Below are 25,022 nucleotides of genomic sequence, written 5' to 3'. Positions count from 1 at the left end.
CGGCAAACCGCCAGCGACGGACGGCTACACCCGGTAATACAATGCCGACTATATCCATTACGCCAAACCTGCTCGCCATGACAACTTCCCCCGTCAGCCCGCAAGCCGTCGAGACGCAGCATTCCTCCCCGCTGAAGATCGGCGAGCAGCACCCGCAGTTGTTTGCCGTCATCCGCGACAAGCTGCGCGAACGTATCCTGAGCGGCGAGTTCACGCCCGGCGACCGCCTAGTGGAAGGCCGCCTGTCCGAAGAAATGGGTGTATCCCGTATCCCGGTGCGCGAGGCATTGCGGGCGCTAGCCGCCGAAGGCCTGGTCACAATCGAGCCGCGGCGCGGCGCGTCGGTGTCGGTGCTATCCGATGCCGTGGCCTACGACATGGTGGAAGTGCGCGCCACGCTGGAAGGCCTGAACGCCAAGCTGGCCGCGCAGCGCCGCGACGAAAAGACAGTGGAGCGCCTGCAGGCGTTTCTGCGCGAAGGCACGGAAGCCGCGCGCGACGAGAAACTGGACAAGTTCCTGGCGCTCAATTCGCAGTTCCATGAAATGCTGGCCACGATCGGCGGCAACGTGGTGCTGACCGACCTGATGCGCTCGCTGCGCGACCGCACCGCCCTGCTGTTCGCGCCCAGCAACATGCGCCGCGCCAAGCAGAACTGGGACGAGCATTCGCAGATCCTGAATGCCGTCATCGCGGGCAACGGCGATCTGGCGGCGCTGCTGGCCAGCCAGCACGTGCACAACGCGGCCAAGGCCTACACCGAGGCGCAGCAGCCGCCGCAGCAGGCGTCGGTGGCCTGAGCGACTGCCCCCCGACGAGCGGCTGTCACCGCCGCCGCGCCGGCGCCGGGGCGCCCCCGCCATCCGCTCATCCCGTCGTGGCCGCTTCCACCGCGCCCGGCGCCGCGCCGACCACGATCCCCTTGCCGTTCTGCACCACCCACGACACCTTCACGTCGCCATTCACGAACGTCTGGCAGGCCATGCGGTAGCCGGCCTCGAAGTCTTCCGGCCGCAGGTGCTTGCGCTCCTTCGGCTTGATGGCGTCGGTGTTTTCCAGCCCCTCTTCGATCCGGCATTTGCAGGTGCCGCACAGGCCGCCCCCGCACTTGAACGGGATGCCGCCCTTTTCCTTGAGCGACACGCGCAACAGGTTGCTGTTTTCCGGCGCGGTGGCGACCATGCCGCCGTTGGATAGGAACGTGATCTGGACCATATATTCAGTGCTCCGCGGCGCGCACGCCCGACCGCAGCGTCAGCGTCGACGCCATGCTGCCAAAACGCGTCAGGTGCGCCAGCTCCTTGCGGGCCGCGTCCACCGACGAGAACTTCTCCAGAAACTTGGACGGCACGTGGTTGACCACGTAGGGCGGCGTTTCCTCGGTGACCACCAGCTTGATCTCGCGGTCCAGGCGGGCAATGCTGAACACCGCCAGCGCGCGCCCGTAGAACACGTAGTCGTAGGTCTCGATGATGTCGGCGCCGTCGCCCGCCTCGGTGCGGAAGACGCCGGGCTTGGAGGTCAGGATCACATAGGTGGATTGCGCCGCCATCATGCCTCCACGTCCTGCGACAGCTCGATGTCGCTGCTCAGCCAAAGCTGGCATGCCAGCCGGTAGCCCTGGTCGACACGGTCGCCCAGCTGCTTCTTTTCCTTCCAGTTCACCGGCGGCAGATGCTCAGCCCCGGCGATGATGCGGCATGCGCACTTGGCGCATTTGCCCATGCCGCATTCATAGCGCAGATGCGGAAACGGAAACTGCTTGATGCCGGCCCGCACCACCAGGTTGGTGTTGTCCTTCACCACGTCGGTGTAGGTCTGGCCGCCTTTATGAAACACAACGGTAGGCATGAGGTCTTCGTCCAGGTTCTGCGGTGCGGCCACCGCCCGGCCGGGCTGGGCGGGCCGGGCGGGTTCGGGCGATCAGGCGGCAAGGCCCAGTTCGGGCAGCTTGATCTCGTCCTGCACGTAGTCGGTGTAGAGCGCCGTGGTGTACAGCAGCCGCATCTGCGCGCCGATTTCGCAGATCTTCAGGCAGCGCTGCTGCAGGTCCACCGTGTTGGCGTGCTCCAGCACGATCTGGTAGCCGCGTTCACCATGGATCTCGTCGGACACGATGTGCAGGTCGAAGAACTCCACTTCCTCGTCGGTGAAGCCGTACTTCTCGCGCAGGGTCGGCGTCTGCTTGCGGTAGATGGAGGGCACCTGCGATTCCAGGCCCACCACCAGGCCGGCCACCGCGACGATCGGATCCTCGCGCATGGCCACGGCATAACACCAGCTTTGCAGCGCGCGCGTCGTGGGCGACATGTTGTCCGGATTGGTGACCCGTTCGCGGGTGGTGCCGCAGGCTTCGGCAAAGCGGATCAGCAGGTCGGTGTGGCGATCACCGCCGATCTCCTCTTCGTACATGTTTGCCAGCAGGAAATCCTTGGCCTCGGTATAGGTGTCCGGCGTGCGGGCGTACAGATAGCCCAGGTAGTCGGCAAAGGGGCCGACATAGTGATAGTGGTTCTCGGCCCAGCGCGACAGATGCTCGCGGCTCAGCTTGCCTTCGGCCCAGGCGATCGAAAAGGGCGACGCGTTGGCGCTCTTGCCCTTGATCGCGTTTTCCAGCGCCGTGCGGAATTCATCTCGGTTCATCAGTTCTGCCATGACTCGCTCCAGGTCCAGTGGGAGAAATTCCAGGCCTGTGTCAGCCCGGGCATGATGAACATTGTATACCGTCTACTGTTTTGAGCCGCTAGGGCAATCCCGGAGTTCCTCGCTTAAAGAGGGACAGTTTCAACCAGATCAAGCACTTACCATCCATGAGGCGAATTGGACCGGCGCGCGCCGAAGGCGTACAATGAATACAATTTCAACGCAATACGGAAATACCATGAACACCCGCCACCCGCTGGGCGACGCCCCGATCGGTCAACAACTGCTCACCCACTACGCTCGCCGCGACGCCGTGCGCCACGCCACGCCGCTGTTCCCGTCGTCCTGGGCCGAATTGCTGGCCCCGTTCCGCAACGCGCGTCTGCAACCGCTACGCGCAACCGCACCCGCCGCACGCACGCAACGCGACGAGACCGTCTGCCAAGCTGGCTGAAGGAAAAGCCCAGGACAGAACGTCCTGGCCTGAAAAGGCCGGGATCGAAACACCCCGGCTAGAACGCCCAGGACGTCTTCCCGGACGAGCGCGGCGCCGTCAGCGCTGTTAGCCCCGCTAGCGCTGTTAGCCCCGCTAGCGCTGTTAGTCCCGTCAGCGCCGTGCGCGCAGACTGACCTGCATCCGGGCGTTCTGCTGCGCCGCATTCCGCTGACGCCGGGCATTGCCGCCGGCAAGCACCAGCACAATCGCAAAGCCCACGGTGTAGGCCAGCACGTCCCACCAATCCGGCACGCTGCCGAACACCACGCGCAGCACGGGCTGCTCGATGCGCCAGCCAAAGTGCCGCGCCAGGTATTGGCCCAGTTCGACCGCATACCCCGTGAACAGCGCCGCCAGCGCCAGCGGCAGCACGCCCGCTCGAACAAAGCTGCGGTACAGCAGATAGGCCCAGCCCACCGCCACCACGTCCCCCACGAATCCACGCAGGAAGGGATAGGGCGCGCCCACGGTGGCGATCAGCGCCAGCACGGCGGTCACGGCAAGCAGGGCGGCGAACGCGCGCCCGTTGAAAGTCGAAGTCATTGAATCAGCAAACGTAAATAGTGAAACAGGGAGGGGCGCGGCTGCGTTCGCGGCGGCTGCGCATCGCTGCCTGAATTCGCGCAAGAATCCGCACACGCAGCGCTGCTACGCCCGCGCCCCGGCCGGTAACAAGGCCAGCGCGCAGGTTACCGGAAAAGCGCGGGCCGCCCTCCTCGGCCGCCTGCCTTGGGCGTACCATGGAGCGACCCCGACCCAGCCCAGAACGGGCGCGATCCTCGCGTCCGGCCACGTTCCCATGCTGCAGCCCGTTTCGGCTTCGACCGATCTGCCGGCGGCCCCACCGGCCGCGCCCGCGCCTGTCCTCCAGGTCAGCACGCTTTCCCCCCTCGCCTTTCCCGCCTTTCGCATCATCTGGATCGCCAACCTGTTCGCCAACCTGGGCACCTGGGCGCAATCGGTGGCCGCCGCGTGGGTCATCACCACGGAGCAGAGCAGCCCGCTGATGGTCGCGATGATCCAGGTGGCGGCGGCGTTTCCGCTGGTCGCCCTGTCGATCCTGACCGGGGTGCTGGCCGACAACCACGACCGGCGCCGCGTCATGCTTGCGGGCATGCTGCTGGAGCTGGCGGGCGGCGTCTTCATCACCATCCTGGCCTTCGCGGGGCTGCTGCACCCCATCACGCTGATTGCATCCGTGTTCTGCATCGCCATCGGCAGCGCGATCGTCACGCCCGCATGGCAGGCCGCCGTGGGCGAACAGGTGCCGCGCGAGCACGTCGGCAGCGCCGTGCTGCTGAACAGCGTCAACTTCAACGTCGCGCGGGCGGTGGGGCCGGCCATCGGCGGCCTGCTGCTGGGCGCGTTGGGCACGTCCTGGGTCTTTCTGCTGAACTGTTTTTGCTACGCCGGGCTGATCTGGGCGATCTGGCGCTGGAAGCGCGACCTGCCCGTGCGCCGGCTGCCGCCCGAAGGCCTCTTTGAAGGCGTGGTCGCCGCGCTGCGCTACACGCAGCATTCGACGGTGACGCGCGTGGTGATGCTGCGCTCGTTCGCCTTCGGCCTGTCCGCCAGCGCGCTGTGGGCGCTGTTGCCGCTCTTGGCGCACGAGCACGAAAGCGGCAGCGCGCTGCTGTACGGCTACATGCTTGGCGCGCTGGGCGTGGGCGCCATCCTGGGCAGCGTGGTGGTGCGCCGGGCGCGCGCGGCGTGGGGATCCGGCGGCCTGATCAGCGTGGCCGCCGCGCTCCTGGCCGCCTGTCTGCTGGCGCTGGGCCTCACCGATACGCTGTGGGTTGCGTTTCCGGCGCTGCTCCTGTCGGGCGGCTGCTGGATCGGCGTGCTGGCCACCTACAACACGACCGTGCAGCTTCTGGTGCCGGACTGGGTGAAGGCGCGCGCGCTGGCGCTGTATCAGACCGCGATCTTCGGCGGCCTGGCGGCGGGCTCGTTCATGTGGGGTCACTTCGCGGGCACGATGGGCGTGTCCGGCGCGATGTCGGCCGCCGGCATCGTGCTGGGCGTGACCGTGGCGCTGCTGTACCGCTCGCGTCTGCCGGAACAGGTGGACGCGCGGTCGCTGACGCGCGCCGACGACACCGAACCGGCCATGGCCGCCGCCGGCTTCAACACGCAGCGCGGCGCGGTGCTGGTTGCCGTCGAATATCAGGTCAACCCGGACAAGCTTGCCGCGCTGATCCACGCCGCCCGGCCGCTGCGCCTCTTGCGGCTGCGCAATGGCGCGCAGCAGTGGCAATTGTTCCGCGACCTGGAGCGCGAGGGCGTCTGGCGCGAGGTCTTTCTGGTGGAAAGCTGGATGCAGTACCTGCGGATGATCGACCGCATGACGCTGGCCGACAAGATGGTGCTGGACGAGGTGCGCGCCTTGCACGCGGGCGACAAGCCGCCGGTGGTGTCGCGCAACGTCAGCTACCTGGCCATGAACGAGGCGCAGGGTTTCTCGCTGCGCCGCGCCCCCGATTCCCGATGACGCGCGAGGCCCGACCATGCTTACCTCTCTGTGGCGCAATTGGCGGACCTGGCGGCGTGGCGGGTCGCAGCTTGACGTCATCCTGTCCAACGCCGACCCCCAAGCCCCGCTGGCCGAACGGAATCTGTGGCTGGTCGACCTTGGCCGCTGGCTGAACCGTCCGGACGGCGAACCGGCACGGGAAGACGGGCGCGACCCGCGTCACGCCCGCCTGCGCTACCTGTTGCAGGTGCTGGAACGCAATCCCGCTGTCGCGGCCCGCACGGCGGCCACGCTGCGCTCGGTACTGGTGGACAACGACCCCACCGCGCTCCTGTGCGACACCGGCGTGGCGTCACGCCCCGGCTTCTGGGGTGAGTTGTGGCGCCGCGTCGTCGCCTGGATGCTGCCGCCGACCGTCAATCAGGGCGATATGTCGGGCCTCTTCACGCTGCTGTTTCGCCGCGCCGGCGACGCGCAATGGATCGAATCGCTGGACGACGAGACGCTGGCGCGCGGGCGCGCGCTGCTGCGTCTGAAAGCGCACGTGCCGGCAACAGAAACCGATGCGTTGTCAGCCCCCACGCCCGAGGCGCTTGCCCGGCGGCTGGACCAGGCACTGACCAGCAGCATGCAGGTGCTCGTCAGCCAGGTGGGCGCCGTCGGACTCAGCCAGGATATCCGCTCCCGTGTGCCGGGCCGCGTCGAAGAATCGCCGTTTTTCACGCTGGAGGGCACCGCCGCAGAACTCTTCGACAGCACACCGGACACGCCGCACGAGGTGGTGGGCCAGCGCCTGAACGTGCTGCGCGCCTTGCTGGACGACTGCCGCGCGGCCGGCGACGCCGTCTATGAAGAACTCAAGCGCAACGGCGTCGCGGTCGACGTGGTCTACCAGATCGAGTGCATGAAGCTGCGCCTGGCGCGCATCGAACTGCTGCTGGGCGTGTGGATCGACCCCACCCAACGCCACCGGTACGCGCACCTGATGGCCGAGCTGATCCGTTGCACATTGGCCCGCAGCAGCATCCGGCATCTGGCGGCGTCGTCGCTATTGCAGTTGGCGCGCCGCGTGATGGACCGCAGCGCGGAGACCGGCGAACACTACATCGCCCGCGACACGCTGGAATACATGGACATGCTGAAGGCGTCCATGGGCGGCGGCTTCGTCGTGGCGTTCACGGTGTACGTCAAGTTCATCATCACGTCGGCCCACCTGGACAAATGGATGGAAGGCCTGCTGAACGCACTGAACTACGCCGGCAGTTTTCTCGTGATCCAGTTCGCGCATTTCACGCTGGCCACCAAGCAGCCGGCCATGACCGGGCCTGCGCTTGCCCGCCGGCTGGACGCGGCCTACTCGCCCGACGGGCGCGAGGCCTTCGTCGACGACACGCTGGCGATGCTGCGTTCGAACGCCGCCGCGATCGCGGGCAACCTGGCCGTGGTGTTTCCGCTGGCCTGGGCGATTCAATGGTTGGCCATGCGGTTTCTGGAACAGCCTTTGATCGATGCCGACAAGGCGCAAGACACGCTGCAATCGTTGTCGTTCTGGGGACCGACGCCGCTGTACGCCGCGGTGACCGGCGCATTGATCTGGGTGTCCAGCCTGATCGCAGGTTGGGCCGACAACTGGTTCGCGCTGCATCGCGTGCACGACGTGATGGCGTACGGCCGGCGCACCCGCTACCTGCTCGGGGCGCGCGGCGCCGTTCGGTGGGCGGGCTTCTGGCGGCGCAACGTTTCGCAGATCGCCGCCAACGTTTCGCTGGGACTGATGCTGGGCCTGCTGCCGGCCCTCGTCAGCGCGCTGGGATCGACGCTGGAAGTCCGCCACGTGTCGCTCAGCGCCGGCCAGATCGCGGCCGCGATTGCGACGCTGGGCTGGGAGCTCGTGCATACGCAGGTGTTCTGGCTGGCCGTGGCGGGCACGGTGGCGACAGGCGCGCTGAACGTCATCGTCAGTTTTGCGCTGGCCTTCAACGTAGCGCTGGCGTCGCGCGACATGCGCCGCGACGATCGCGTGTCGCTGACTGCCGGGGTGCGCCGCCGCATCCTGCGGCGGCCGGCGGCGCTGTTCTGGCCAGTCAAGCCGCGCGCCACGCCCGTGCAATCCTGACGCGCTGCGCAGGGCAGGCCTGACTGACATGGTGCGCCTGAACGGACGCGGCTGCGGCGCCGCGTGTTCAGAACGTGATCGTGGCGGTGACCACGTCGCGGTACGTGCCGGGCCGGGGCGTCGTCTGCGCAGGCACGCGGCCATAGACCGTGAAGGTCTGATTGGCGCCCGTGCCCACGCCCGCCCGCGGCGCGCCGCCCGAGGCATCGCCCCACACCGTGCCGTAGGCCGCATCCTGGTAGAGCTGATAGCTCACGGTGTCGGCGGCGGTCGTGTGCTTCATTTTGCGCGCCAGCACGTTGCCGGCGACCGAGCCGCCATTCAACGCCAGGGAGAAGGCGTTGGCGTTGGTGCATCGGACGGTGATCTGGCTGTTGGCCGTGACCGCAGCGCTCAACACGCCGCGCGGGGGAAACGCCATGTCCGTCGCGTTGATGGTGCAGTTCTTCTGCACGGTCGTGCGCACCACCAGCGGAATCGTGATGCGCTGCGTCGGCGCCGCCAGCGGGCAGTTGGACAGGCCCGACAGCAGGCCGAACAGCACGTCCAGGCGGCCGGTCGTCGCATAGGTTTCGCTGTAGACGGTATTGGCGTTGCCGACCGTCGGCACCGTAGACTGCCCGCCCGGCAGCTTGCCGTAGAACCGGAAGGTGGTCGACACGTTGCCGCCCCCCAGCAGCGGGCCGGTGAGCGTCTGCGACGTCGGTTGCCCGGCCGTCGCCGCGCCCCATATCTGCGTCCGCGCCGCGTCCGTGTACAGGTTGTAGTTCATGCGGTTCGTGCCCGCGCCCAGGGCGCGCGCCGCGATGGACGGACTGGTGTTGCCCACGCCCAGGCTGAAGCACAGCCGCGCGCCGATGGCGAGCAGCGAAAAATTGCAGGTCACGGCAACCGTTCCGTCCGCCACCGTGTCGCCCGGCAGCAGCGGATTGACCGTGCCGAAGTCCAGCGTGGCAGTCGTGCCGGCCGACAGCGCGCAGGTGTTTGCCTGCGCCGAGCCGGCGTAGCCCGCGCAGACGCCCATGGCGGCAAGCAGCAGGGCGATTCTCATGGTTGCCCCCTTTCCAACGGCTCGCACACGATCGGTCCCAGCGTCGGCAGCGGATCGGCATCCGAGTGCGCGTAATCGAACACGGCCTCGCACGACACGCCACCACCGCGCACCCGCAACCGGTTGGTCGCTGCCACGTCCTCCACGAACGCCAGGCCGTCGTAGCCCACCACCGTGCGCTTGCCGCTTTCGATGTGCGCAACCTCGGCCCCGACTGGCACGAAGGCCCCGTCCGGCAGCGTCAGGATCACCGAGGCCGCGTCGTACTTTTCCACCTTGAACGCGGTCAGCACGCCGGCGCCGGACTGCGGCACGACGACCGCCCGCGTCGAGTCCAGCCGCACGTCCACGGGCAGGTCTTCCGGGTCGATGGAGATGCGGTTGGTCTGGTAGGCGTTCAGGTCGGGCACCAGCAGATGACCGCTGCCGTTCGTGCGGCCCAGCCGGCGGTTTTCGTGCAGCACCGCGACGTCGGCCGTGCCATCGGTGGAGACCAGCGCGAAGCTGTCGTTGATGCGGCGCGACGGGATCACCGTGCTGTCCATCATCACCAGCGACCCCGAGGCCTGCACCGACGCCTGCGTGCGGCCGCCATAGTCCTGCACCAGCCCGCTGACCAGCCCGTACTGGCCCAGATACTGGAGTTGGCCCTGGTTGAGCTGCATGCCGCCGCTGCGGCCGTTCTGCACTGCCCACCCCCAGCCGCCCTCGTACGGCACGCTGCTCTGCGCGTTGACGCTGTAGGTGTCCTCGCCGCCCTGGCGGCCGACCGACACGCCGGCCTGCGCGCGCTCGCCCAGCATCACCGCCAGACCCAGGAACACGCCTTCCGAATTCGATTGCGAAAAGTCCTTGTACGCGCTCAGCGTCAGGACCACGCGGCTGTGCAGGTTGGCCGTGTACGAGGCCGACCCCAGCTTTGCCATCGGCACGTCCGGCATGCGGTAGCCGATGTAGCTGAGCGCCACGCTTTGCGAGCGGCCCAGCGGCATCGACACCGTCACGCGGTCGGTCTGGCGCGGCACCGGCGCGTCCTCGCGCGAGCCCAGGTCGCCGTAGTTGCCGATCAAACGCGTGACCTGCGTGTCCACGCTGAATTCGGGCCGCACGTACTGGTACCCCAGGCTGACCTGTCCGCCGCTGTAGTCCCCGGCGCTGCCGGAAAGCGAGCTGCTCAGCACGCCCAGCTGCCCCATCTTCACCATCGCGCCGGCGCCCGCGTTGTACAGCCCCGGGCCGGCCTCGGTGTGCGCCTCCAGCGTCAGGTTGTCGGTGTAGCCGTAACGCCCAGACGCCGTCAGCACCGGCTTGCTGTCGTAGTCGAACGAGCGCACGCTGAACTGGCGGCGCACGAAGCCCGCCTCGACCGACCAGCTGGACAGCCCCGCCGCCAGCATCCGCGGGTCGATGTACAAGGGGACCGACGTGCTGACGGTGCGGCCCAGCGCGTCGCGCGTGATCAAGGTTGCCTGGCCCGCGCCGGTGATGCCCGGAATCTGGTTGACCACGAACGGCCCCGGGGGCACGTTGCCCGAGTACTGCTGCACGCCATTGACGAACAGCGACACCGACGACGGCACGACCGACGACGCGCTCAGCGACGACACGGGAAAGGTGACCAGGTCCGGACGCAGCGCGAAGTTGCGCCCCCATTGCACGCCGGCCACGCGTACCGAGCGCGACCAGTTCAGCGACGAGGTGATCGTGTCGCCCAGGCGCAGCGTGCGCAGCGTCTCCTGATCCGAGCGCGTCCAGAATGTGTCGTAGCGCACGTATTCATCGCCGCGGCCGCCGAAGTAGGCCGTGCCCGAATTGCTGAACACGCCATTCGAATCGAAGTAACGCTGTTCGGAATACAGCGACAGCCCGTACTCGTAGTCGGTCTGCGCATAGGCGTCGTAGTTCACCACCACGCCGCGCCCGGCCGTCGCCAGCGGCGTGGCCGGCAGTCCGCGGGTATTCACCTCGTACGGCACGCGCAACGTGTCGGGCAGCACCAGATCCACCGACTGCGCCGCCGGGTTGTACACGTAGCGCAGGCCGGCCACGGCATCCAGGCTGACTTCGCGCGTCGCGGACATGCCGATCACGGACAGGTCCACGCCCAGCGAACGCAACGCGGCGCCGCTGACGGACAGGCGGCCATGCGTGTCGTAAAAGCGCAATAGCTGGGATGTGTTGACGCCGTTGATGCTGACCTCCAGGTACACGTCACGCTCGGCGATGCTGCCGAACGAGACCAGTTGACCGGGCACATCCGCCGCCTGGGCAGGCGCACCCAGCAGGAAGAGTGCGACACCCAAGGCGCGTTGCCCGCGGAGACGGGTAGCGCGCACTGCCATAGACTGCCCTTCTGTGGTTGCCGGCGGGCCGAGCGGCAAGCCGGAACGCGGTCATACGGTCAACGCGGGCTGACGGTGACCGTGTCGCCGTTGATCATTGCCCTGATCTTTACCGGCCCGGCCGCGCCCTGCTTTGCCGGAATGCTCCATTGGCGCGCCCGGTTGGCCAGCGCATAGCCCAGCAGCCCCTCCACCTCGGCCACGGGCTTGCCCGCCGCATTCAGGATCTGCAGCGCGGCCACCTGCGCATAGCGGCTGCCGCTGTTGGACAGCCTCACCACCCAGTCGCCGCCAGCGCGTTCCGCGCGCCACGCCAGCTCGGGTTCCGGAGATGGCGCCGTGCCGGACACGAACACCGGCACCGAATAACGCAGGCGCAGCACCACGCCATTCACGCCGGGCGAGGACGGGTCAGGAATTTCGTCGATGATGAGGCGGAACCCCTGCTGCAGCGACGGCGCATCCTTGGACACGCGCACCAGACGGACGAGTTGCTCGCCGCCGGGCGGCACCTGGATGATGGGTGGACTGGCCTGGATGTCGTCGGTTGGCGAGAGCACGTCGTCGCCGTCCGCCTGTTCCCAACCGTAGATGCGCACCTGCCCGTAGATCGGCGTGGACCCGGGATTGCGCAGCATGATGCCGCTTGCTCCCTGCGTGGGCGCAAGCTCGACGAGCACCGGAGAGATCTGCAGGGCAGCCGCCACCGCTGCGCCGCCCCAGCCTGCCAGGCAGGCGGTAAGCAGCGCCCGAAAAAACATCCGCATCGGGCGGCCCCCTTAGAAGTAGACCGTCGCGGTAACCGTGGAAGAGTAGGTGCCGGGCGCCGGCGTGGTCTGCGCGGGCACGACGCCGTTCACCTGGATGGGCTGCGCGGCGCCGGTGCCGGTGCCGCCCACTCGCGCTGCAACGTCGGCATCGCCCCACACGACGGTCGTGCTGCCCGGTTTGTACAACTGATAAGCCACCGTCGCGGTATTGGCGCCGGTGCCGCTCAGAAATCGCTGGGCTTCCGTCGACCCCGTGCCCGTGCCCGCATTCAGGCCGACGGTATACGGGGTGGTATTGCTGCACGTAACTGACAGGTTGGTATTGCCGGTAACCGCGGTATTCAGCACGCCCTGACTGCCGAAACTGAGATCAGTCGCGGAAATGACGCAATTGGCCGTAATGGTAAGCGTGACGTTGAAATTGGCGGTGGCGGTCTGAGCGAGCGCTATGCCGGGCGCTGCACCACCGATAAACAAACACAGCGTCGCTGCGCGCAAGGTCGGGCGTTTCATGAGGTATGCCTCCACGATATACGGTTGCACCATCAATCCTGCTGCGGATAATCGTACGTCCAAATATTGGTATGCGGCACCAAATAGTTTCATATACCAGGGGAATTTATTACGATTATTAACGAATCGGCCTGGGATACCGCACCGCAATAATTAACCTCTTCTTAGAAGCCGTGGGAATTTCCGCTGTACATATTGTTGTGATTGAATTTCCATAGCAGTTTCATTAAGTGACAATTACCGCCTGATTATCCAATCGGATAATCGCCGCGCATGACAGGTTTAATCGGGCGCGCACATCCTGAATTGCCGCCCTGACCCGAGCCCACCCTGGCGCGCATGCCGTCAGACGAAAAGCCCGAATTCAAACAGCGCATTAGAATCAGTGCCTACGAATCCGGACGCACCGGCCGGACGCCCTCGCAGCGCAGCCCATTCATGCTCTCGTTCTCCCGCAGCACCGTCTATCCGGCCGGCGTCGGCCTGCCCGCCGCCGAACGGCTGGGCGCACTCATCGCCGTCATGCTGGCGGTCTGCATGGCCAGCCTGGATACGGCCATCGCCAATACCGCATTGCCGACCATCGCGCGCGACCTGCAGGCCAGCGAGGCGGGTTCCATCTGGGTCATCAGCGGCTATCAGCTGGCGATGGTGGCCGGCTTGCTGCCGGCGGCCGCGCTGGGCGAAATCCTGGGTCACCGGCGCGTCTACATCGTCGGACTCGCGGTATTCACGCTGGCCTCGCTGGCCAGCGGCCTGGCGCCGTCGCTGCCCGTGCTGGTGGCCACGCGCATTCTGCAAGGGCTGGGCGCGGCGGGCGTGATGAGCGTGAACGGCGCGCTGCTGCGCTTCATCTACCCCTCGCACATGCTGGGCCGCGGCCTGGGACTGAACGCCATGGTGGTGGGGCTGTCGTTTGCCGGCGGGCCCACCGTGGCGTCGGCCATCCTGCTGCTCGGGTCCTGGCACTGGCTGTTTCTGGTCAATTTCCCCATCGGCATCCTGGCGGCGGTGCTGGCCCTGCGCGGCCTGCCCGACACCACGCGATCCGGTCACGGATTCGACGGCCTGGCCGCGGTGCTGTGCGCGATGGCGCTGGGGCTGCTTGTCCTGGCGACCAATGAACTTGCGCACGGCGCGCCGTGGCCGCGCGTGGCGCTGGAGGGCGGCTTGGCGGCGGGCAGCCTCTGGCTGCTGATGCGGCGCCAGGCCGGTCACCCCGCGCCCATCCTGGCAGTGGACCTGCTGCGCCGCCCCCTCTTTGCGCTGTCCGCGGCCACCGCCGTGTGCGCGTTCGCCGCCCAGGCGCTGGCCTTCGTGTCGCTGCCGTTCCTGTTCCAGTCGGTGCTGGGCTACAGCCAGGTCCAGACCGGGTTTCTCATCACGCCATGGCCCGTCGTCGTGGCCTTCATGGCGCCGATCGCGGGACGGCTGTCCGACAGCTATCCGGCGGGCATGCTGGGCGGCGTGGGGCTTGCTTTGCTGGCGCTGGGCATGGCGTTGCTGGCGCTGATGCCGGCCGACCCGTCGGTGCTGGACATCTCGTGGCGCATGGCGATCTGCGGCGCGGGCTTTGGTTTTTTCCAGTCCCCCAACCTGCGCGCCATCATGACCTCGGCCCCGGCGTCGCGGGCGGGCGGCGCCAGCGGCATGATCGGCACGGTGCGCCTGCTGGGCCAAGCCACGGGTGCGGCCTTGGTCGCTGCGTGCTTCAACGTCTCGACCACACACGGCGCCATCGCGGCCCTTTGGCTGGGCGGCCTGTGCGCCGGGTTGGCCTGCATCGCCAGCTTTGCCCGCCTGCGGTTCGACGCAAGTGAACCGGTGCAGACCCCGGCGTCGCGCTGATACGCCAATAGTCCGATGACAACGTCATCACGCAACACTATTGCCGTTCGTGTCGATATATTCGGGCGGTGCGACGTCATATTCGTAAGATGTGCAACATCCGCTAAATAAGGTTCTGGCGGGGCCGTTGTCCTTATGCAGGCTTGCTGCACCTTTGGGACGACGCGCATGACACAGTTTCTGAAAGACATCACCATCCGCCGCATGATCCTGGGCACCTTGCTCGTGATCAGCCTCTTCATCGCCGGTTTGTCGGCCATCAGCGTCCATGGGCTGCGCAGCGCAGAGGAAGCGCTCGCAGCCAGCAACGAACTCCTGCACGAGGTATCGGCGCTTTCCCGCGTCAACGACCAGGTCATGCGCGCGCGGCTGCGGCTGTCGCGCCAGCTGGAATACGTGGCCGGCGGCCAGAAAGACCAGGCCGCGGCCGAAGGGCGCAGCATCGACACCGCGCTGACCGAAGCGAAGAAGCATCAGGCGCAATTCATCGAGCTGGCCCGGCGCGACGCCCCGGCGGCGTTGCTGGACGCCATGCGTTCGGGATTTGACGCGCTGGCCGACGGCATTGCCGTGCAGCGCCGGCATCTGGATGCGGGCGAGGTCGACAAGGCGCGCGCCCAGGCGTCCGGGCCGGTGGTCACCGCCAGCCGCAGCTTCGGCAAGAGCATGGAGGAATACGAGGCGTACGCGCAGGCGCGCGAAGTCCAGCTGCTGGCCAATGCCGACGCCAACCGCCGCCAGGCCTATATCGGCATGGGTGTGGTGCTAGGCATCTGCCTGCTGCTGCTGATCCTGGGCGACCGCTACGTCGTGTATTTCGTCAAGCGCCCGCTGGATTCGCTGAAGGGCCACTTCCAGCGCATCGCGGGCGGCGACCTGACCACGCCGATTCCGTCGTTCGGCAGGAACTGCGTGGGCCAGATCATCCCGTTCCTTCAGGACATGCAGGCGAGCCTGGTGCGCACCGTGCACGCCGTGCGCGACGGCGTCGTCGAGATCAACACGGGTTCCAGCGAGATCGCGGCGGGCAACCAGGACCTGTCCAGCCGCACAGAACAGCAGGCGGCGTCGCTGGAGGAAACCGCGGCCAGCATGGAGCAACTGCTGTCCACCGTGACGAGCAACGCTGAAAATGCCCGCATGGCCAACGAGATGGCCGCCACCGCGTCCGAGGTGGTGCAGCGCGGCGGCGATGCCGTACAGGCCGCGGTCAGCACGATGCGCAAGATCGCGCAGGATTCCAGCCGCATCGAGGACATCGTCGGCGTGATCGACGGGATTGCGTTCCAGACCAACATCCTGGCGCTGAACGCGGCGGTGGAAGCGGCCCGCGCGGGCGAGGAAGGCAAGGGCTTTGCCGTGGTGGCCGCCGAGGTCCGGTCGCTGGCGCAGCGCAGCGCCAGCGCCGCCAAGGAGATCAAGCAATTGCTGGACGCCTCGGGCGCCACGGTGCAGGCCGGCTCGGCGCAGGTCGAGGCGGCGGGCCTGACGATGACCGAGATCCTGGAGACCATCGAGCGGCTGACGATGCTGGTGAACGACATCGCCACCGCGTCCAACGAGCAGGTGACCGGAATCGACCAGGTCAATACCGCCGTCACGCAGATGGACCAGGTCACGCAGCAGAACGCGGCGCTGGTCGAGGAAGCCGCGGCGGCCGCGTCGTCGCTGGAAACGCAGGCGCAGCGGCTGCAGGCGGCGGTCAGCGCATTCCGGCTGCCGGCGCAGGGACAGGGCGCCGCGCAGCAGGCGGTGCCTGCCTACGGCCAGCCGGCGCTATTGCCGGCCTGATGGGTTATTCCTTCACGTAGCAGGGATACAGCGCCTGCTGCGCCCGCGACCGGGCGGGGTCCACCTCGAACGCCACGATGGACTCCGTATCGGTGCTTTGCGCCAGCGGCTCGCCCCCTGGCTGGAACGCAAACGCCACGCCGCCGAACACCTGTCCCTCGGGCGTGCGCCCGGCGCGGTTCGAACTGACAACATAGCAGCCGGACACCAGCGCGGCCATGGCGCCCGCCGTCAGCCAGCGGCCGCTAGACGCGCCGCTGGCGCGCGGCACGACGATCAGCTCGGCGCCGTCTCGGCCATAGCGGCGCGCGCGTTCGTTGAACATCAGCTCGGTGCACAGCAGCACGCCGACGCGAATGCCGCCCACCTCGGCGACCTCGAACCCGTCGCGCGCGCTGTGGAACCAGGCCGCCTCGAAAAACCCCGGTTCCTGCGGAAAATACTGTTTGTGATGCAGCGCCGCATAGTGTCCGTCCTGCAACGCGAACGCTTCATTGGCAAGCCGCCCGCCGGCATACACGGGGCGGGACGACACGATGGCTGGCACGTTCAGCGCCGCCAGCGCGGCAAGACCGGCCTCGTGGATACGCACCGACTCGGCAGCCAGCGCGGCGTCATAGGACAGCAACGCCGCCAGCCAGGGGCCGAACGGCATCTCGTTGGTGACCAGCAGGTCGGGCGCCAACTCGTGGATGCGCTCGGCGATGCCTTCCCAGTTCGCGCCCTCCGGCATCAGGCCGGCCGGGCCTTCCATCATGCAGATCCGCATGCACACCCCTTTTTCGAAGCGCCGTTGATGCGCTGTTGTCGTGGCTTTGGTGGCGCTGATGCGTTGTTTACATCCACGCGGCGCGCATCAGCCCGCGCGCGGCGACAGTTCAATGACACACGCGTCGATGCCGTGTTCCGCGCTAAGACGATACTGGCCAAACCCATCCCGTCCTTCGGCGTGCAGGCAATCGTAGCGCGAGGCCAGCCGATGCTGCGCGCCGTCCAGCTCCACCGTCAGGTCTCCGCCGGCATTGAACACCAGCACGCTCGTCGCGCTGCTGTGAAACACCCAGGGCTCTGCGCCACTCACCCATTGCAGACGGGCGTGCCAGAGGTTGGGCGCGTAGATCAGGTTGAAGTCGCGGATGGGGCCGTCGAGCAGGCGGCACGCCACCTGCGCGTCACCGGAAAACGCATACGCGACGCGCGGCGCCAAAGGCGGCTGGCGCTGCCCGTCCACCGTCAGCTCGATACCGCGGCCTTCCAGCACGGTGATGATCCGCTGATATCCGCCAAAGGCAGAAAAACCGCCATCCTGCGCGACGTCGGCCAGCGAGAGACGCCAGCCGAACGACGCGGTATGGCCGCCCGGATTGCAGGCGACTTCCTGGGTCGTCCCGCCGCCGTTGCGCCAAGGCATGCGGGGATAGTCCGCGGCCCGGTACAGCCGCACGTCAGAGGGGATCATGGCCACGGATTAGTCCTGTTGGGTCGGGCGGAAGACAGACGAAATTATAGGTGGCCGATGAGGGTGGCCGACGCAGGCGACGGCGTCTGCCCGCGCTCCGCCTGGACGCGCCCCCTCGAAATCCGTATACTCCCCCCCTGTATCGAATCGGAGCCTGCCGTGCCGCACTCCCCAGAAGAAAAGAAACGCGTTGTCACGCGCCTGCGCCGCATTCAGGGGCAGGCGTTAGCATTGGAACGCGCGGTGAACGAAGGCACGGAATGCGGCGCGCTGCTGCAGCAGCTGGCGGCGTTGCGCGGCGCCACGAACGGCCTGATGGCCGAAGTGCTGGAAAGCCATCTGCGGGAAACCTTCCTGCAGTCTACTCAGGCGAATCCGCCCGACCCCAGGCCCGAGACCGAATCGCAGATCGATGACCTCATGCGCATCGTCCGTTCCTATCTGAAATAACCCCATCTACGTGGAGCATCGCTATGAAATCACGCGCAGCAGTCGCATTCGGCCCCGGCAAGCCCCTGGAAATCGTTGAAATCGACGTCGCGCCGCCGCAGCGCGGTGAAGTGCTGGTGCAGATCACGCACACGGGCGTCTGCCACACGGACGCCTTCACGCTGAGCGGCGACGATCCCGAAGGCCTGTTCCCGGCCGTGCTGGGTCACGAAGGCGCGGGCGTGGTGGTGGAAGTGGGCGAAGGCGTGACCTCGCTGAAACCCGGCGATCACGTCATTCCGCTCTACACGGCCGAATGCCGCGAGTGCAAGTTCTGCCTGTCGGGCAAGACCAACCTGTGCCAGAAAGTGCGCGCCACGCAGGGCAAGGGCGTCATGCCGGACGGCACCTCGCGCTTCAGCTACGAAGGCAAGCCGCTCTATCACTACATGGGCTGCTCGACGTTCAGCGAATACACCGTCGTCAACGAAATCTCGCTGGCCAAGATCAACCCCGCCGCCCCGCATGAAAAAGTCTGCCTGCTGGGTTGCGGCGTGACCACCGGCATCGGCGCGGTGCACAACACCGCCAAGGTCAAGGAAGGCGACACCGTTGCGGTGTTCGGGCTGGGCGGCATCGGCCTGGCGGTCATCCAGGGCGCAGTGCAGGCCAAGGCCGGCCGCATCATCGCGGTGGACACCAACCCCAACAAGTTCGTGCTGGCCAGCGCCATGGGCGCGACCGACTGCATCAATCCCAAGGACTACGACAAGCCCATCCAGGAAGTCATCGTCGAACTGACCGACGGCGGCGTGGACTTCTCGTTCGAATGCATCGGCAACGTGCACGTGATGCGCGCCGCGCTGGAATGCTGCCACAAGGGCTGGGGCGAAAGCATCATCATCGGCGTGGCCGGCGCCGGTCAGGAAATCAGCACGCGTCCGTTCCAGCTGGTGACGGGCCGCGTGTGGCGCGGCTCAGCGTTCGGCGGCGTCAAGGGCCGCACGCAGCTGCCGGGCATGGTCGAAGACGCAATGAGCGGCAAGATCGACCTCGATCCCTTCGTCACGCACACGCTGCCCCTGGACCGTATCAACGAAGCCTTCGATCTGATGCATGAAGGTAAGTCGATCCGGACGGTGATCCACTACTGACGTAAGCGTTCTCGCGGTAGACGCGTTCGGTATTGCCGACGAAGGTCGCCAGCGAGAACTCCTTGAGCGCCGTGCTGCGCGCATCCACGCCCATGGCGTGCAGCACGCCGCGGTTCGCCAGGATGTCCGACAGCGTCCGGGCCACCGATTCCGGGGACCCGGGCGGCACGATCCAGCCATTGCGGCCCTCGGTGACGTTCTCCGTCAGGCCGCCCACGCTCGACACGATGACCGGCTTGCCCGCGGCCATCATCTCGCGGCACGCGAACGAAATCGTCTCCAGCCGGGACGACAGCACAAACCCCACATCCAGCGCCGCCAGCACGGGCTCCACGTTGTCGAGCAGGCCGGTGAAGACCACCTGATCCTGCATGCCCAGCTCGGCCACCCGGTTGAGCATGTCATCGCCCGGCATCGCCCCGGCAATCAGGACGGCGACCTGGCTGCGCTGGCCGGCGGGCAGCAGCGACACCGCAGCCACCATGTCGATCCAGCTCTTGTAGTCCGCCGTGCCGGCATTGCTGCCGATCACCAGCCGGTCGCGCAGCGCGGGCGGCAGGAAACGCGCGCGCGCCTGGGCTGTTTCCGTGCGGCAGGCCGGACGGTATTTCTCGGTATCCACGCCGTTGTGCACCACGCGCAGATCCTCGTTGCGGAACACCGACTGCTTCATGCGCCGGAACGTGTGGCTGCACACGCAGATGACGCGGTTCGTGCCCCACTTGGCGCGCAGGCGCACGCCCAGGCTGTTGGCATCGCGGTCGTTATGCTGCGTGTACACGATGAACGGGCGCTTGCGTCCCATGCCCATGGTGGCCAGCATGCAGAGCCGGTGATCGGCCGAACCATTGACGTGGATGACATCGAACTGTTCCTGGCGGACCAGGTTGCGCAGGCGGCGCAACGCGGCAAGCTGTTCGAACAGCTTGCCCTTGAATTCGAGATCAACGGTGCGCAGACCGGGCAGGGCCTCGGCTTCGGCCAGCAGGCGGCTCTTGCGCGGCGCGCCGATCGTGACCTGCGATTTCTGGCACAGGATGCGGGCCAGCGACATCACGTACGTCGTGTGACCGCCGCCATCGCCCTGATGGAAATTGGTGTAGAGGATCTTCATGATTCGGGTCTCGTCGGCGGTTGCGAGGAGGGGTCTTCCAGCAAACAACTCCAATGCCGTTTTTCAAATATGTCGTCGCCCAGCCGGCTCAGCAGCGACAGGTTGTAGACCTGGACACCTCGCGCCCGCAGCAGCTTGCCGGCCTGCCGGAATGCGGGTTCGATATGTCCCGCAAACTGGCGGTCCAGCGCGGTGGGCAACTGCGCGCCGGCGCTTTCGTAGAAACGCGGGCCCGCCGTGGCCGTCAGGTCCAGCCCATGCAGGTACACGGTCTTGGCGCCCAGCCAGGCCAGCAGCTGCAACGCCGTGTAGGCCACCGTTCCGCCGCCAAACAGGCCGCGGGCGGCATTCAGGCTGAAGCCGTGCGCGTGCATCGGATGATGCGCATCGAACAGCACCAGTTCCTCGTCAGCGCGCAGTTGCGCCTCAAGCGCCGCAGGTTGCGCACGCGGCCGTTGCGCGCGCTGATGCACTTCCTCGAACAGTGCGATGCGGCAACGCACTGTCCGATCGTCGAACAGCAGCGCAATCCAGCGGTAGACTTCGGGCGTCACAAACAACACCAGGTCCTGCGCCAGCACCTCGGCCACCAGGTCGCGGCGCTTCTTCACGAACCCCGCGTCCAGCATGGCGTAGTAGTCAAACCGCAGCGCCGGATGGCGGGCGCGCAGCGCGATCGAGCCATTCACGCCCATCACGGTACGCATGCGGCATTGGGCGTAGTCGATCTGCGCGACAGAGGGGCCGCTGAGAATCAGGTGCGCATCGCCGCCGATGCCTCGCGGCAGTTCGGCCAGCGGAAGGGTCTTGGGGCCGCGCACGCCATGCAAATTGCAGCCGGTCAGACGTTCCGGCCCGTCGCGGCGCACGGTCACGAAGGGCCAAAGCGTTTCGTTATGACGGTCCGCCCTGGACCGCGTGTAGCGGTACAAGTAGCGCAGCCCCTTGGTCACGGGGCGCGAGCGCAGCAAGCGGGGGACGAGCGCAAGACGGTGCATGATGGTTGCGCGGGTGCCGCGGCGTAGCCTTACAACGGCCTGATTCTACGCAGCGCCATTTGGGAAAGCGCGAGGGGATTATGTGAGATGTAACCCTTTGAAGACTTGGACAATCCGCCCCCAAATATTCCTGATGTGGCGTCTGCTGCGGCCCCTTCTTTTACGGCAGGAAAAAATCCCATTCGCCCCCACGGGATGCCTAGGCGGCATGAGTGACATGACTCGTGCCGATGGTGTCCCCCGTATGGACGACGCGTTTGGCGGCGATTACGTTTTGCGCCAAAGAAGTCGTCGTCTGATATTGTTCCGCCATCCTTCCTTCGCTTTCCTTGTTCCCTCATGAGCGCCATCCGCCCCGACCACCCCGACCTGCAGGACGCCATCGCGGATGCCATCAGCACGGCCACGCGCGGCGCCGGCCGCGTCAACATCCTGGTTGCCGGCAAGACGGGCGTGGGCAAGAGCACGCTGCTCAACGCGGTGTTCCGCGGCGATCTTGCCCGGACGGGCGCGGGCAAGCCCGTCACCCAGACCACGCAGGAATTCACCCGGCCGGGCCATCCGCTCACGATCATCGACACGCGCGGCCTGGAAGTCGGCGACTACGAGGGTTCGCGCGCGCAGCTTGCCGAGCTGATCCAGGAACGCTCGGCATCCGACGACCAGGATCGGCACCTGCACGTGGCGTGGCTGTGCATCCAGGACAGCAGCCACCGCGTCGAGGACGCGGAAATCGAACTGTGCGACATGCTGGACAAGGCCGGCATCCCTGTCGTGGCCGTGCTGACCAAAGCGCGCAAGAACAGTCCGTTCGTCGACGAGGCGCGCAAGCTGTTGCCGCGCGCCCGGCAGGTCGTCGCCGTGCGCGCGTTGCCGGAATGGATCGACGAACTGGACGCCGAACTGCCGCCCATGGGGCTGGACCGCCTGATCGAGGTGACGGCCGAGCACGTGCCCGAGGCGCAGCAGCGCGCTTACGCCAACGCGCTATCCACCCGCAACAAGAAGGCCCTGGAAGTAAAAAAAAAACGGGCTGAGATCGAGGTGAACGTGGCGGCGGGCCTGGCCGCCTCGGCCGCCGCAGCACCCATTCCGTTCTCGGACGCCTTTGCGCTGGTGCCGATCCAGGTCGGCATGATCGCCAAGATCGGCATCACCTTCGGCATGGAACTGAACACCACCGCGATCACCACGCTGGTCACGTCCACGCTGGGCGCGTCGGCCGCCACGCTCATCGGCCGCTCGGTGGTCTCGGGCATGCTGAAGTTCATCCCCGGCGCAGGCAGCGCCGTCGGCGGCACCATCGCGGCCACCACGGCCGGCGCCATCACCAAGCTGCTGGGCAATGCCTACATCGCGGTGCTGCACGACTTCTGCCTGAAGAACCCAGGCAAGGACATCGACGTCGCCATGATCGCGCAGGCATTGAAGCAACGCGTCAAATTCTGATCGCGGACCGATGCAATGAAATGCGTTTGTACGACACGATTCGATAGATTGGTCTTTTTCGTGACAGTAAGGTAAATATTGCCGGCTTCACGACGTAAATCCGTATAACCCCTAGTTCTTCAGGGCACACCCGCGCAGACGCGTTGCCCCAACGCGGCCGGAGCGCGAGCCCGCCGCATCCAATGATCCTCGCCAATTCCGACGTCATGTACCGCCACTTGGTGCAAGGCGTCGTCGACTACGCCATCTACATGCTCAACCCGGATGGCACCGTCGCCAACTGGAACGCCGGCGCGCAGCGCGCCAAGGGCTACACCGCCGCCGAAATCGTCGGCCGCCACTTTTCCTGCTTCTACACCGAGGAAGACCAGGCACGCGGCGTTCCGCAGCGCGGCCTGGCCACCGCGCGTGAAACCGGCAAGTTCGAAGCCGAAGGCTGGCGCGTGCGCAAGGACGGCACGCTGTTCTGGGCGCACGTCGTCATCGACGCCATCCACGACGACACGGGCGCGCTGATCGGCTTTGCCAAGGTCACGCGCGACAACACCGAACGCCGCGAACGCGAACAGCAGTTGTTGAAGGCCAAGCAATTGGTCGAGCACTACAACAGCGAGCTCACGTCCATGTCGACCTTCCTGCAGGCGGTGGTGTCGCACATCCCCTCCTGCGTGCTGGTGCTGGATGCCGTGTCGCGCAAGTTCCTGCTGGCGAACCGGCAGGCCGAGGAAACGTTTGGCGGCAAGCCGGGCGGCCTGCAGGGCCAGACCGCGCAAGAAGCCCTGCCTGAACTGGTGTGCGCGTTCTTCGACCGCCTGACCAACGACGCGCTGCGTTCGGACGGCGCCATGCGCGAAGAGGAAGAAGAACTGGCCACCGCGCGCGGCCCGCGCACGCTGAACACCAAGACGTTGGCGTTTCACAGCAACGATCCGCGCTCGCGCTACGTCCTGCTGATCGCGGACGACGTCACCGACGAGAATGCCGCGCACGCGCAGGTGCGCTACATGGCGCACCACGACACGCTGACGGGCATGCCCAACCGCCGCCTGTTCCGCGACCGGCTGCTGAGCGCGCTGGGCGCAAGCCGCGAGCGTTCGACCGCGGTGCTGTGCCTGGATCTGGACAACTTCAAGAGCGTGAACGACACGCTGGGCCACCAATACGGCGACGAACTGCTGCGCCTGTTGGCCAAGCGCCTGCCCAAGCACCTGCGCGAACAGGACACGCTGGCGCGGCTGGGCGGCGACGAATTCGCTATCGTGCTGCCCAACATCGCCGAACAGGACGACGTGCGCAAGCTGGCCGAGCGCCTGATCGAGGCGGTGCGCCAGCCGTTCGAGATCGCCGGGCACACCGTGCCCGTCAGCGTGAGCATCGGCATCGCCATATCCGAATCACAGGCGCTGTCGGCCGACCACCTGCTGCGCTACGCGGACATGGCGCTGTACGAGGCCAAGCGCAACGGCCGCAACTGCCTGGCTTTCTTCGAGCCTGAAATGGAAGCCGCCGCGCTGCGGCGCCACGAGGTCGAGATGGATCTGCGCCAGGCGATCATCTCGCATCAGCTGCAGCTCTATTACCAGCCCATCATGGACGTGAGCCACGTGCGCATCGTGGGCCGCGAGGCGCTGATGCGCTGGCAGCATCCGAAAAAGGGTCTGATCATGCCGCAGGACTTCATCCCCATCGCGGAAGAAACCGGCCTGATCCACGAACTGGGCGCCTTCACGCTGCACGAGGCCTGCGTCGAGGCCATGCGCTGGGACGACCACGAAACCGTGGCGGTCAACCTGTCGGCCAGCCAGTTCACCAACGGCGCGCTGGTGTCGCTGGTGGAGTCCGCGCTGACCAAGTCCGGGCTGCCCGCGCGCCGGCTGGAACTGGAGATCACCGAATCGGTGCTGCTCACCAATTCCTCCGGCAACCTGGCAACGCTGCACCGCTTGAAGGAATTGGGCGTCAAGGTGGCGCTGGACGACTTCGGAACGGGTTATTCGTCACTGGGTTACCTGCGCACCTTCGAGTTCGACAAGATCAAGATCGACAAGTCGTTCACGCAGGACGTCGAATCCAGCCGCGAGGCGCTGGCCATCATCCGCGCCATCAACGGTATCGGCCGCAGTCTGGACATTCCGACGACGGCCGAGGGTGTGGAAACACCGGCGCAGCTGGAACGCCTGACGGCGGAGGGCTGCTCGCACTTCCAGGGCTATCTGCTGGGTCGACCCGTATCGCACGGCGACACCGCCGCCGAGGCGGCGCCGGCGAGAAACGGACCCGGTGCGGCCCCCTGAAATAAGACGTCTGCGGCGGGCGCCGCAGACCTATACTTTGAAAACACCGGCCGCGATGCGACGCGCCATCGCGCCGGTGTGT

The 25,022-nt window shown here is 66.7% G+C and carries 23 protein-coding genes; 10 read left to right on the top strand and 13 right to left on the bottom strand.

Annotation, left to right across the window (positions count from 1 at the left end; genetic code table 11):
* Window positions 1-77: 77 nt before the first annotated feature.
* On the top strand, window positions 78-800 hold the full coding sequence (locus AB3147_RS01660) for a GntR family transcriptional regulator (RefSeq protein WP_105237069.1): 723 nt from the start codon (window positions 78-80) through the stop codon (window positions 798-800).
* Window positions 801-867: 67 nt separating this feature from the next.
* Here AB3147_RS01660 and AB3147_RS01655 read toward each other — a convergent pair whose 3' ends face one another.
* The 4 genes from AB3147_RS01655 to AB3147_RS01640 form a co-directional block, all read right to left on the bottom strand.
* Window positions 868-1,215: a 2Fe-2S iron-sulfur cluster-binding protein gene (locus AB3147_RS01655; protein WP_175137147.1), complete on the bottom strand. Its 348-nt coding sequence runs from the start codon at window positions 1,213-1,215 to the stop codon at window positions 868-870.
* Between the two features lie 4 nt (window positions 1,216-1,219).
* A complete protein-coding gene (locus tag AB3147_RS01650; protein ID WP_254594973.1) occupies window positions 1,220-1,555 on the bottom strand; it encodes a ferredoxin in 336 nt (111 codons plus the stop codon).
* Window positions 1,552-1,851: a 2Fe-2S iron-sulfur cluster-binding protein gene (locus AB3147_RS01645; RefSeq protein ID WP_056566926.1), complete on the bottom strand. Its 300-nt coding sequence runs from the start codon at window positions 1,849-1,851 to the stop codon at window positions 1,552-1,554. Before AB3147_RS01645 ends, AB3147_RS01650 begins: the two co-directional genes overlap by 4 nt.
* A 72-nt stretch (window positions 1,852-1,923) precedes the next feature.
* Complete coding sequence (locus AB3147_RS01640; protein ID WP_056319353.1) at window positions 1,924-2,655, bottom strand: TenA family transcriptional regulator; 732 nt, start codon at window positions 2,653-2,655, stop codon at window positions 1,924-1,926.
* A 226-nt stretch (window positions 2,656-2,881) separates the two neighbouring features.
* Between AB3147_RS01640 and AB3147_RS01635 the strand changes: the two genes are divergently transcribed.
* Window positions 2,882-3,097 (top strand): hypothetical protein, encoded by a 216-nt coding sequence (locus tag AB3147_RS01635; protein ID WP_367351305.1) that lies wholly within the window; start codon window positions 2,882-2,884, stop codon window positions 3,095-3,097.
* A 153-nt stretch (window positions 3,098-3,250) separates the two neighbouring features.
* Here AB3147_RS01635 and AB3147_RS01630 read toward each other — a convergent pair whose 3' ends face one another.
* Window positions 3,251-3,682, bottom strand: a complete 432-nt coding sequence (locus AB3147_RS01630) for a ribosomal maturation YjgA family protein (protein WP_367351304.1) — start codon at window positions 3,680-3,682, stop codon at window positions 3,251-3,253.
* Between the two features lie 256 nt (window positions 3,683-3,938).
* On the opposite strand from AB3147_RS01630, the gene AB3147_RS01625 reads away from it, so the two are divergent.
* The gene (locus tag AB3147_RS01625) at window positions 3,939-5,630 is read left to right on the top strand and encodes an MFS transporter (protein ID WP_367351303.1); all 1,692 of its coding nucleotides are present in this window, start codon (window positions 3,939-3,941) and stop codon (window positions 5,628-5,630) included.
* 16 nt (window positions 5,631-5,646) lie between these two features.
* Window positions 5,647-7,728, top strand: coding sequence for a site-specific recombinase (locus tag AB3147_RS01620; RefSeq protein WP_367351302.1), 2,082 nt, complete (start codon window positions 5,647-5,649; stop codon window positions 7,726-7,728).
* A gap of 67 nt (window positions 7,729-7,795) precedes the next feature.
* Here the strand turns inward: AB3147_RS01620 and AB3147_RS01615 are convergent, their stop codons facing one another.
* Genes AB3147_RS01615 through AB3147_RS01600 form a run of 4 tightly spaced genes read right to left on the bottom strand, consistent with a single transcriptional unit; the run spans window position 7,796 to window position 12,404 of the window.
* A complete protein-coding gene (locus tag AB3147_RS01615) occupies window positions 7,796-8,779 on the bottom strand; it encodes a Csu type fimbrial protein (RefSeq protein WP_239215299.1) in 984 nt (327 codons plus the stop codon).
* On the bottom strand, window positions 8,776-11,121 hold the full coding sequence (locus tag AB3147_RS01610) for a fimbria/pilus outer membrane usher protein (RefSeq protein ID WP_438860959.1): 2,346 nt from the start codon (window positions 11,119-11,121) through the stop codon (window positions 8,776-8,778). Before AB3147_RS01610 ends, AB3147_RS01615 begins: the two co-directional genes overlap by 4 nt.
* A gap of 59 nt (window positions 11,122-11,180) precedes the next feature.
* The gene (locus AB3147_RS01605) at window positions 11,181-11,888 is read right to left on the bottom strand and encodes a fimbrial biogenesis chaperone (RefSeq protein ID WP_367351300.1); all 708 of its coding nucleotides are present in this window, start codon (window positions 11,886-11,888) and stop codon (window positions 11,181-11,183) included.
* A gap of 12 nt (window positions 11,889-11,900) precedes the next feature.
* Window positions 11,901-12,404: a Csu type fimbrial protein gene (locus tag AB3147_RS01600; RefSeq protein WP_175123769.1), complete on the bottom strand. Its 504-nt coding sequence runs from the start codon at window positions 12,402-12,404 to the stop codon at window positions 11,901-11,903.
* Window positions 12,405-12,842: 438 nt separating this feature from the next.
* Here AB3147_RS01600 and AB3147_RS01595 point away from each other — a divergent pair, with 438 nt between their 5' ends.
* Together AB3147_RS01595 and AB3147_RS01590 are read left to right on the top strand one after the other, a co-directional pair.
* On the top strand, window positions 12,843-14,252 hold the full coding sequence (locus tag AB3147_RS01595) for an MFS transporter (RefSeq protein WP_367351299.1): 1,410 nt from the start codon (window positions 12,843-12,845) through the stop codon (window positions 14,250-14,252).
* A 168-nt stretch (window positions 14,253-14,420) separates the two neighbouring features.
* A complete protein-coding gene (locus AB3147_RS01590) occupies window positions 14,421-16,043 on the top strand; it encodes a methyl-accepting chemotaxis protein (protein ID WP_367351298.1) in 1,623 nt (540 codons plus the stop codon).
* 4 nt (window positions 16,044-16,047) lie between these two features.
* Here AB3147_RS01590 and AB3147_RS01585 read toward each other — a convergent pair whose 3' ends face one another.
* A complete protein-coding gene (locus AB3147_RS01585) occupies window positions 16,048-16,812 on the bottom strand; it encodes a carbon-nitrogen hydrolase family protein (protein WP_367351297.1) in 765 nt (254 codons plus the stop codon).
* Between the two features lie 87 nt (window positions 16,813-16,899).
* Window positions 16,900-17,502, bottom strand: coding sequence for a HutD/Ves family protein (locus AB3147_RS01580; RefSeq protein ID WP_367351296.1), 603 nt, complete (start codon window positions 17,500-17,502; stop codon window positions 16,900-16,902).
* 159 nt (window positions 17,503-17,661) lie between these two features.
* Here AB3147_RS01580 and AB3147_RS01575 point away from each other — a divergent pair, with 159 nt between their 5' ends.
* Together AB3147_RS01575 and AB3147_RS01570 are read left to right on the top strand one after the other, a co-directional pair.
* Window positions 17,662-17,952, top strand: a complete 291-nt coding sequence (locus AB3147_RS01575; RefSeq protein WP_175123774.1) for a metal/formaldehyde-sensitive transcriptional repressor — start codon at window positions 17,662-17,664, stop codon at window positions 17,950-17,952.
* A gap of 23 nt (window positions 17,953-17,975) precedes the next feature.
* Window positions 17,976-19,085 (top strand): S-(hydroxymethyl)glutathione dehydrogenase/class III alcohol dehydrogenase, encoded by a 1,110-nt coding sequence (locus AB3147_RS01570; RefSeq protein ID WP_056319378.1) that lies wholly within the window; start codon window positions 17,976-17,978, stop codon window positions 19,083-19,085.
* Here the strand turns inward: AB3147_RS01570 and AB3147_RS01565 are convergent.
* Window positions 19,024-20,199 carry a glycosyltransferase family 4 protein gene (locus AB3147_RS01565; protein ID WP_175123775.1) on the bottom strand — a complete coding sequence of 392 codons (1,176 nt, stop codon included), beginning with the start codon at window positions 20,197-20,199 and terminating at the stop codon, window positions 19,024-19,026. The two genes, AB3147_RS01570 and AB3147_RS01565, sit on opposite strands and share 62 nt — an antisense overlap.
* The gene (locus AB3147_RS01560) at window positions 20,196-21,197 is read right to left on the bottom strand and encodes a hypothetical protein (protein WP_367351295.1); all 1,002 of its coding nucleotides are present in this window, start codon (window positions 21,195-21,197) and stop codon (window positions 20,196-20,198) included. The genes AB3147_RS01565 and AB3147_RS01560 overlap by 4 nt, the downstream gene beginning before the upstream one ends.
* A 339-nt stretch (window positions 21,198-21,536) precedes the next feature.
* Here AB3147_RS01560 and AB3147_RS01555 point away from each other — a divergent pair, with 339 nt between their 5' ends.
* Together AB3147_RS01555 and AB3147_RS01550 are read left to right on the top strand one after the other, a co-directional pair.
* Window positions 21,537-22,646 (top strand): YcjF family protein, encoded by a 1,110-nt coding sequence (locus tag AB3147_RS01555; RefSeq protein ID WP_175123777.1) that lies wholly within the window; start codon window positions 21,537-21,539, stop codon window positions 22,644-22,646.
* Between the two features lie 182 nt (window positions 22,647-22,828).
* Window positions 22,829-24,940 carry a putative bifunctional diguanylate cyclase/phosphodiesterase gene (locus AB3147_RS01550; protein ID WP_367351294.1) on the top strand — a complete coding sequence of 704 codons (2,112 nt, stop codon included), beginning with the start codon at window positions 22,829-22,831 and terminating at the stop codon, window positions 24,938-24,940.
* Window positions 24,941-25,022 lie beyond the last annotated feature (82 nt).

Origin of the sequence: Achromobacter animicus (assembly GCF_040775605.1) — a bacterium.
In the GTDB taxonomy this organism is placed as follows: Bacteria; Pseudomonadota; Gammaproteobacteria; order Burkholderiales; family Burkholderiaceae_B; genus Achromobacter; species Achromobacter animicus.
This window is presented reverse-complemented; position numbering and strand designations above follow the sequence as displayed.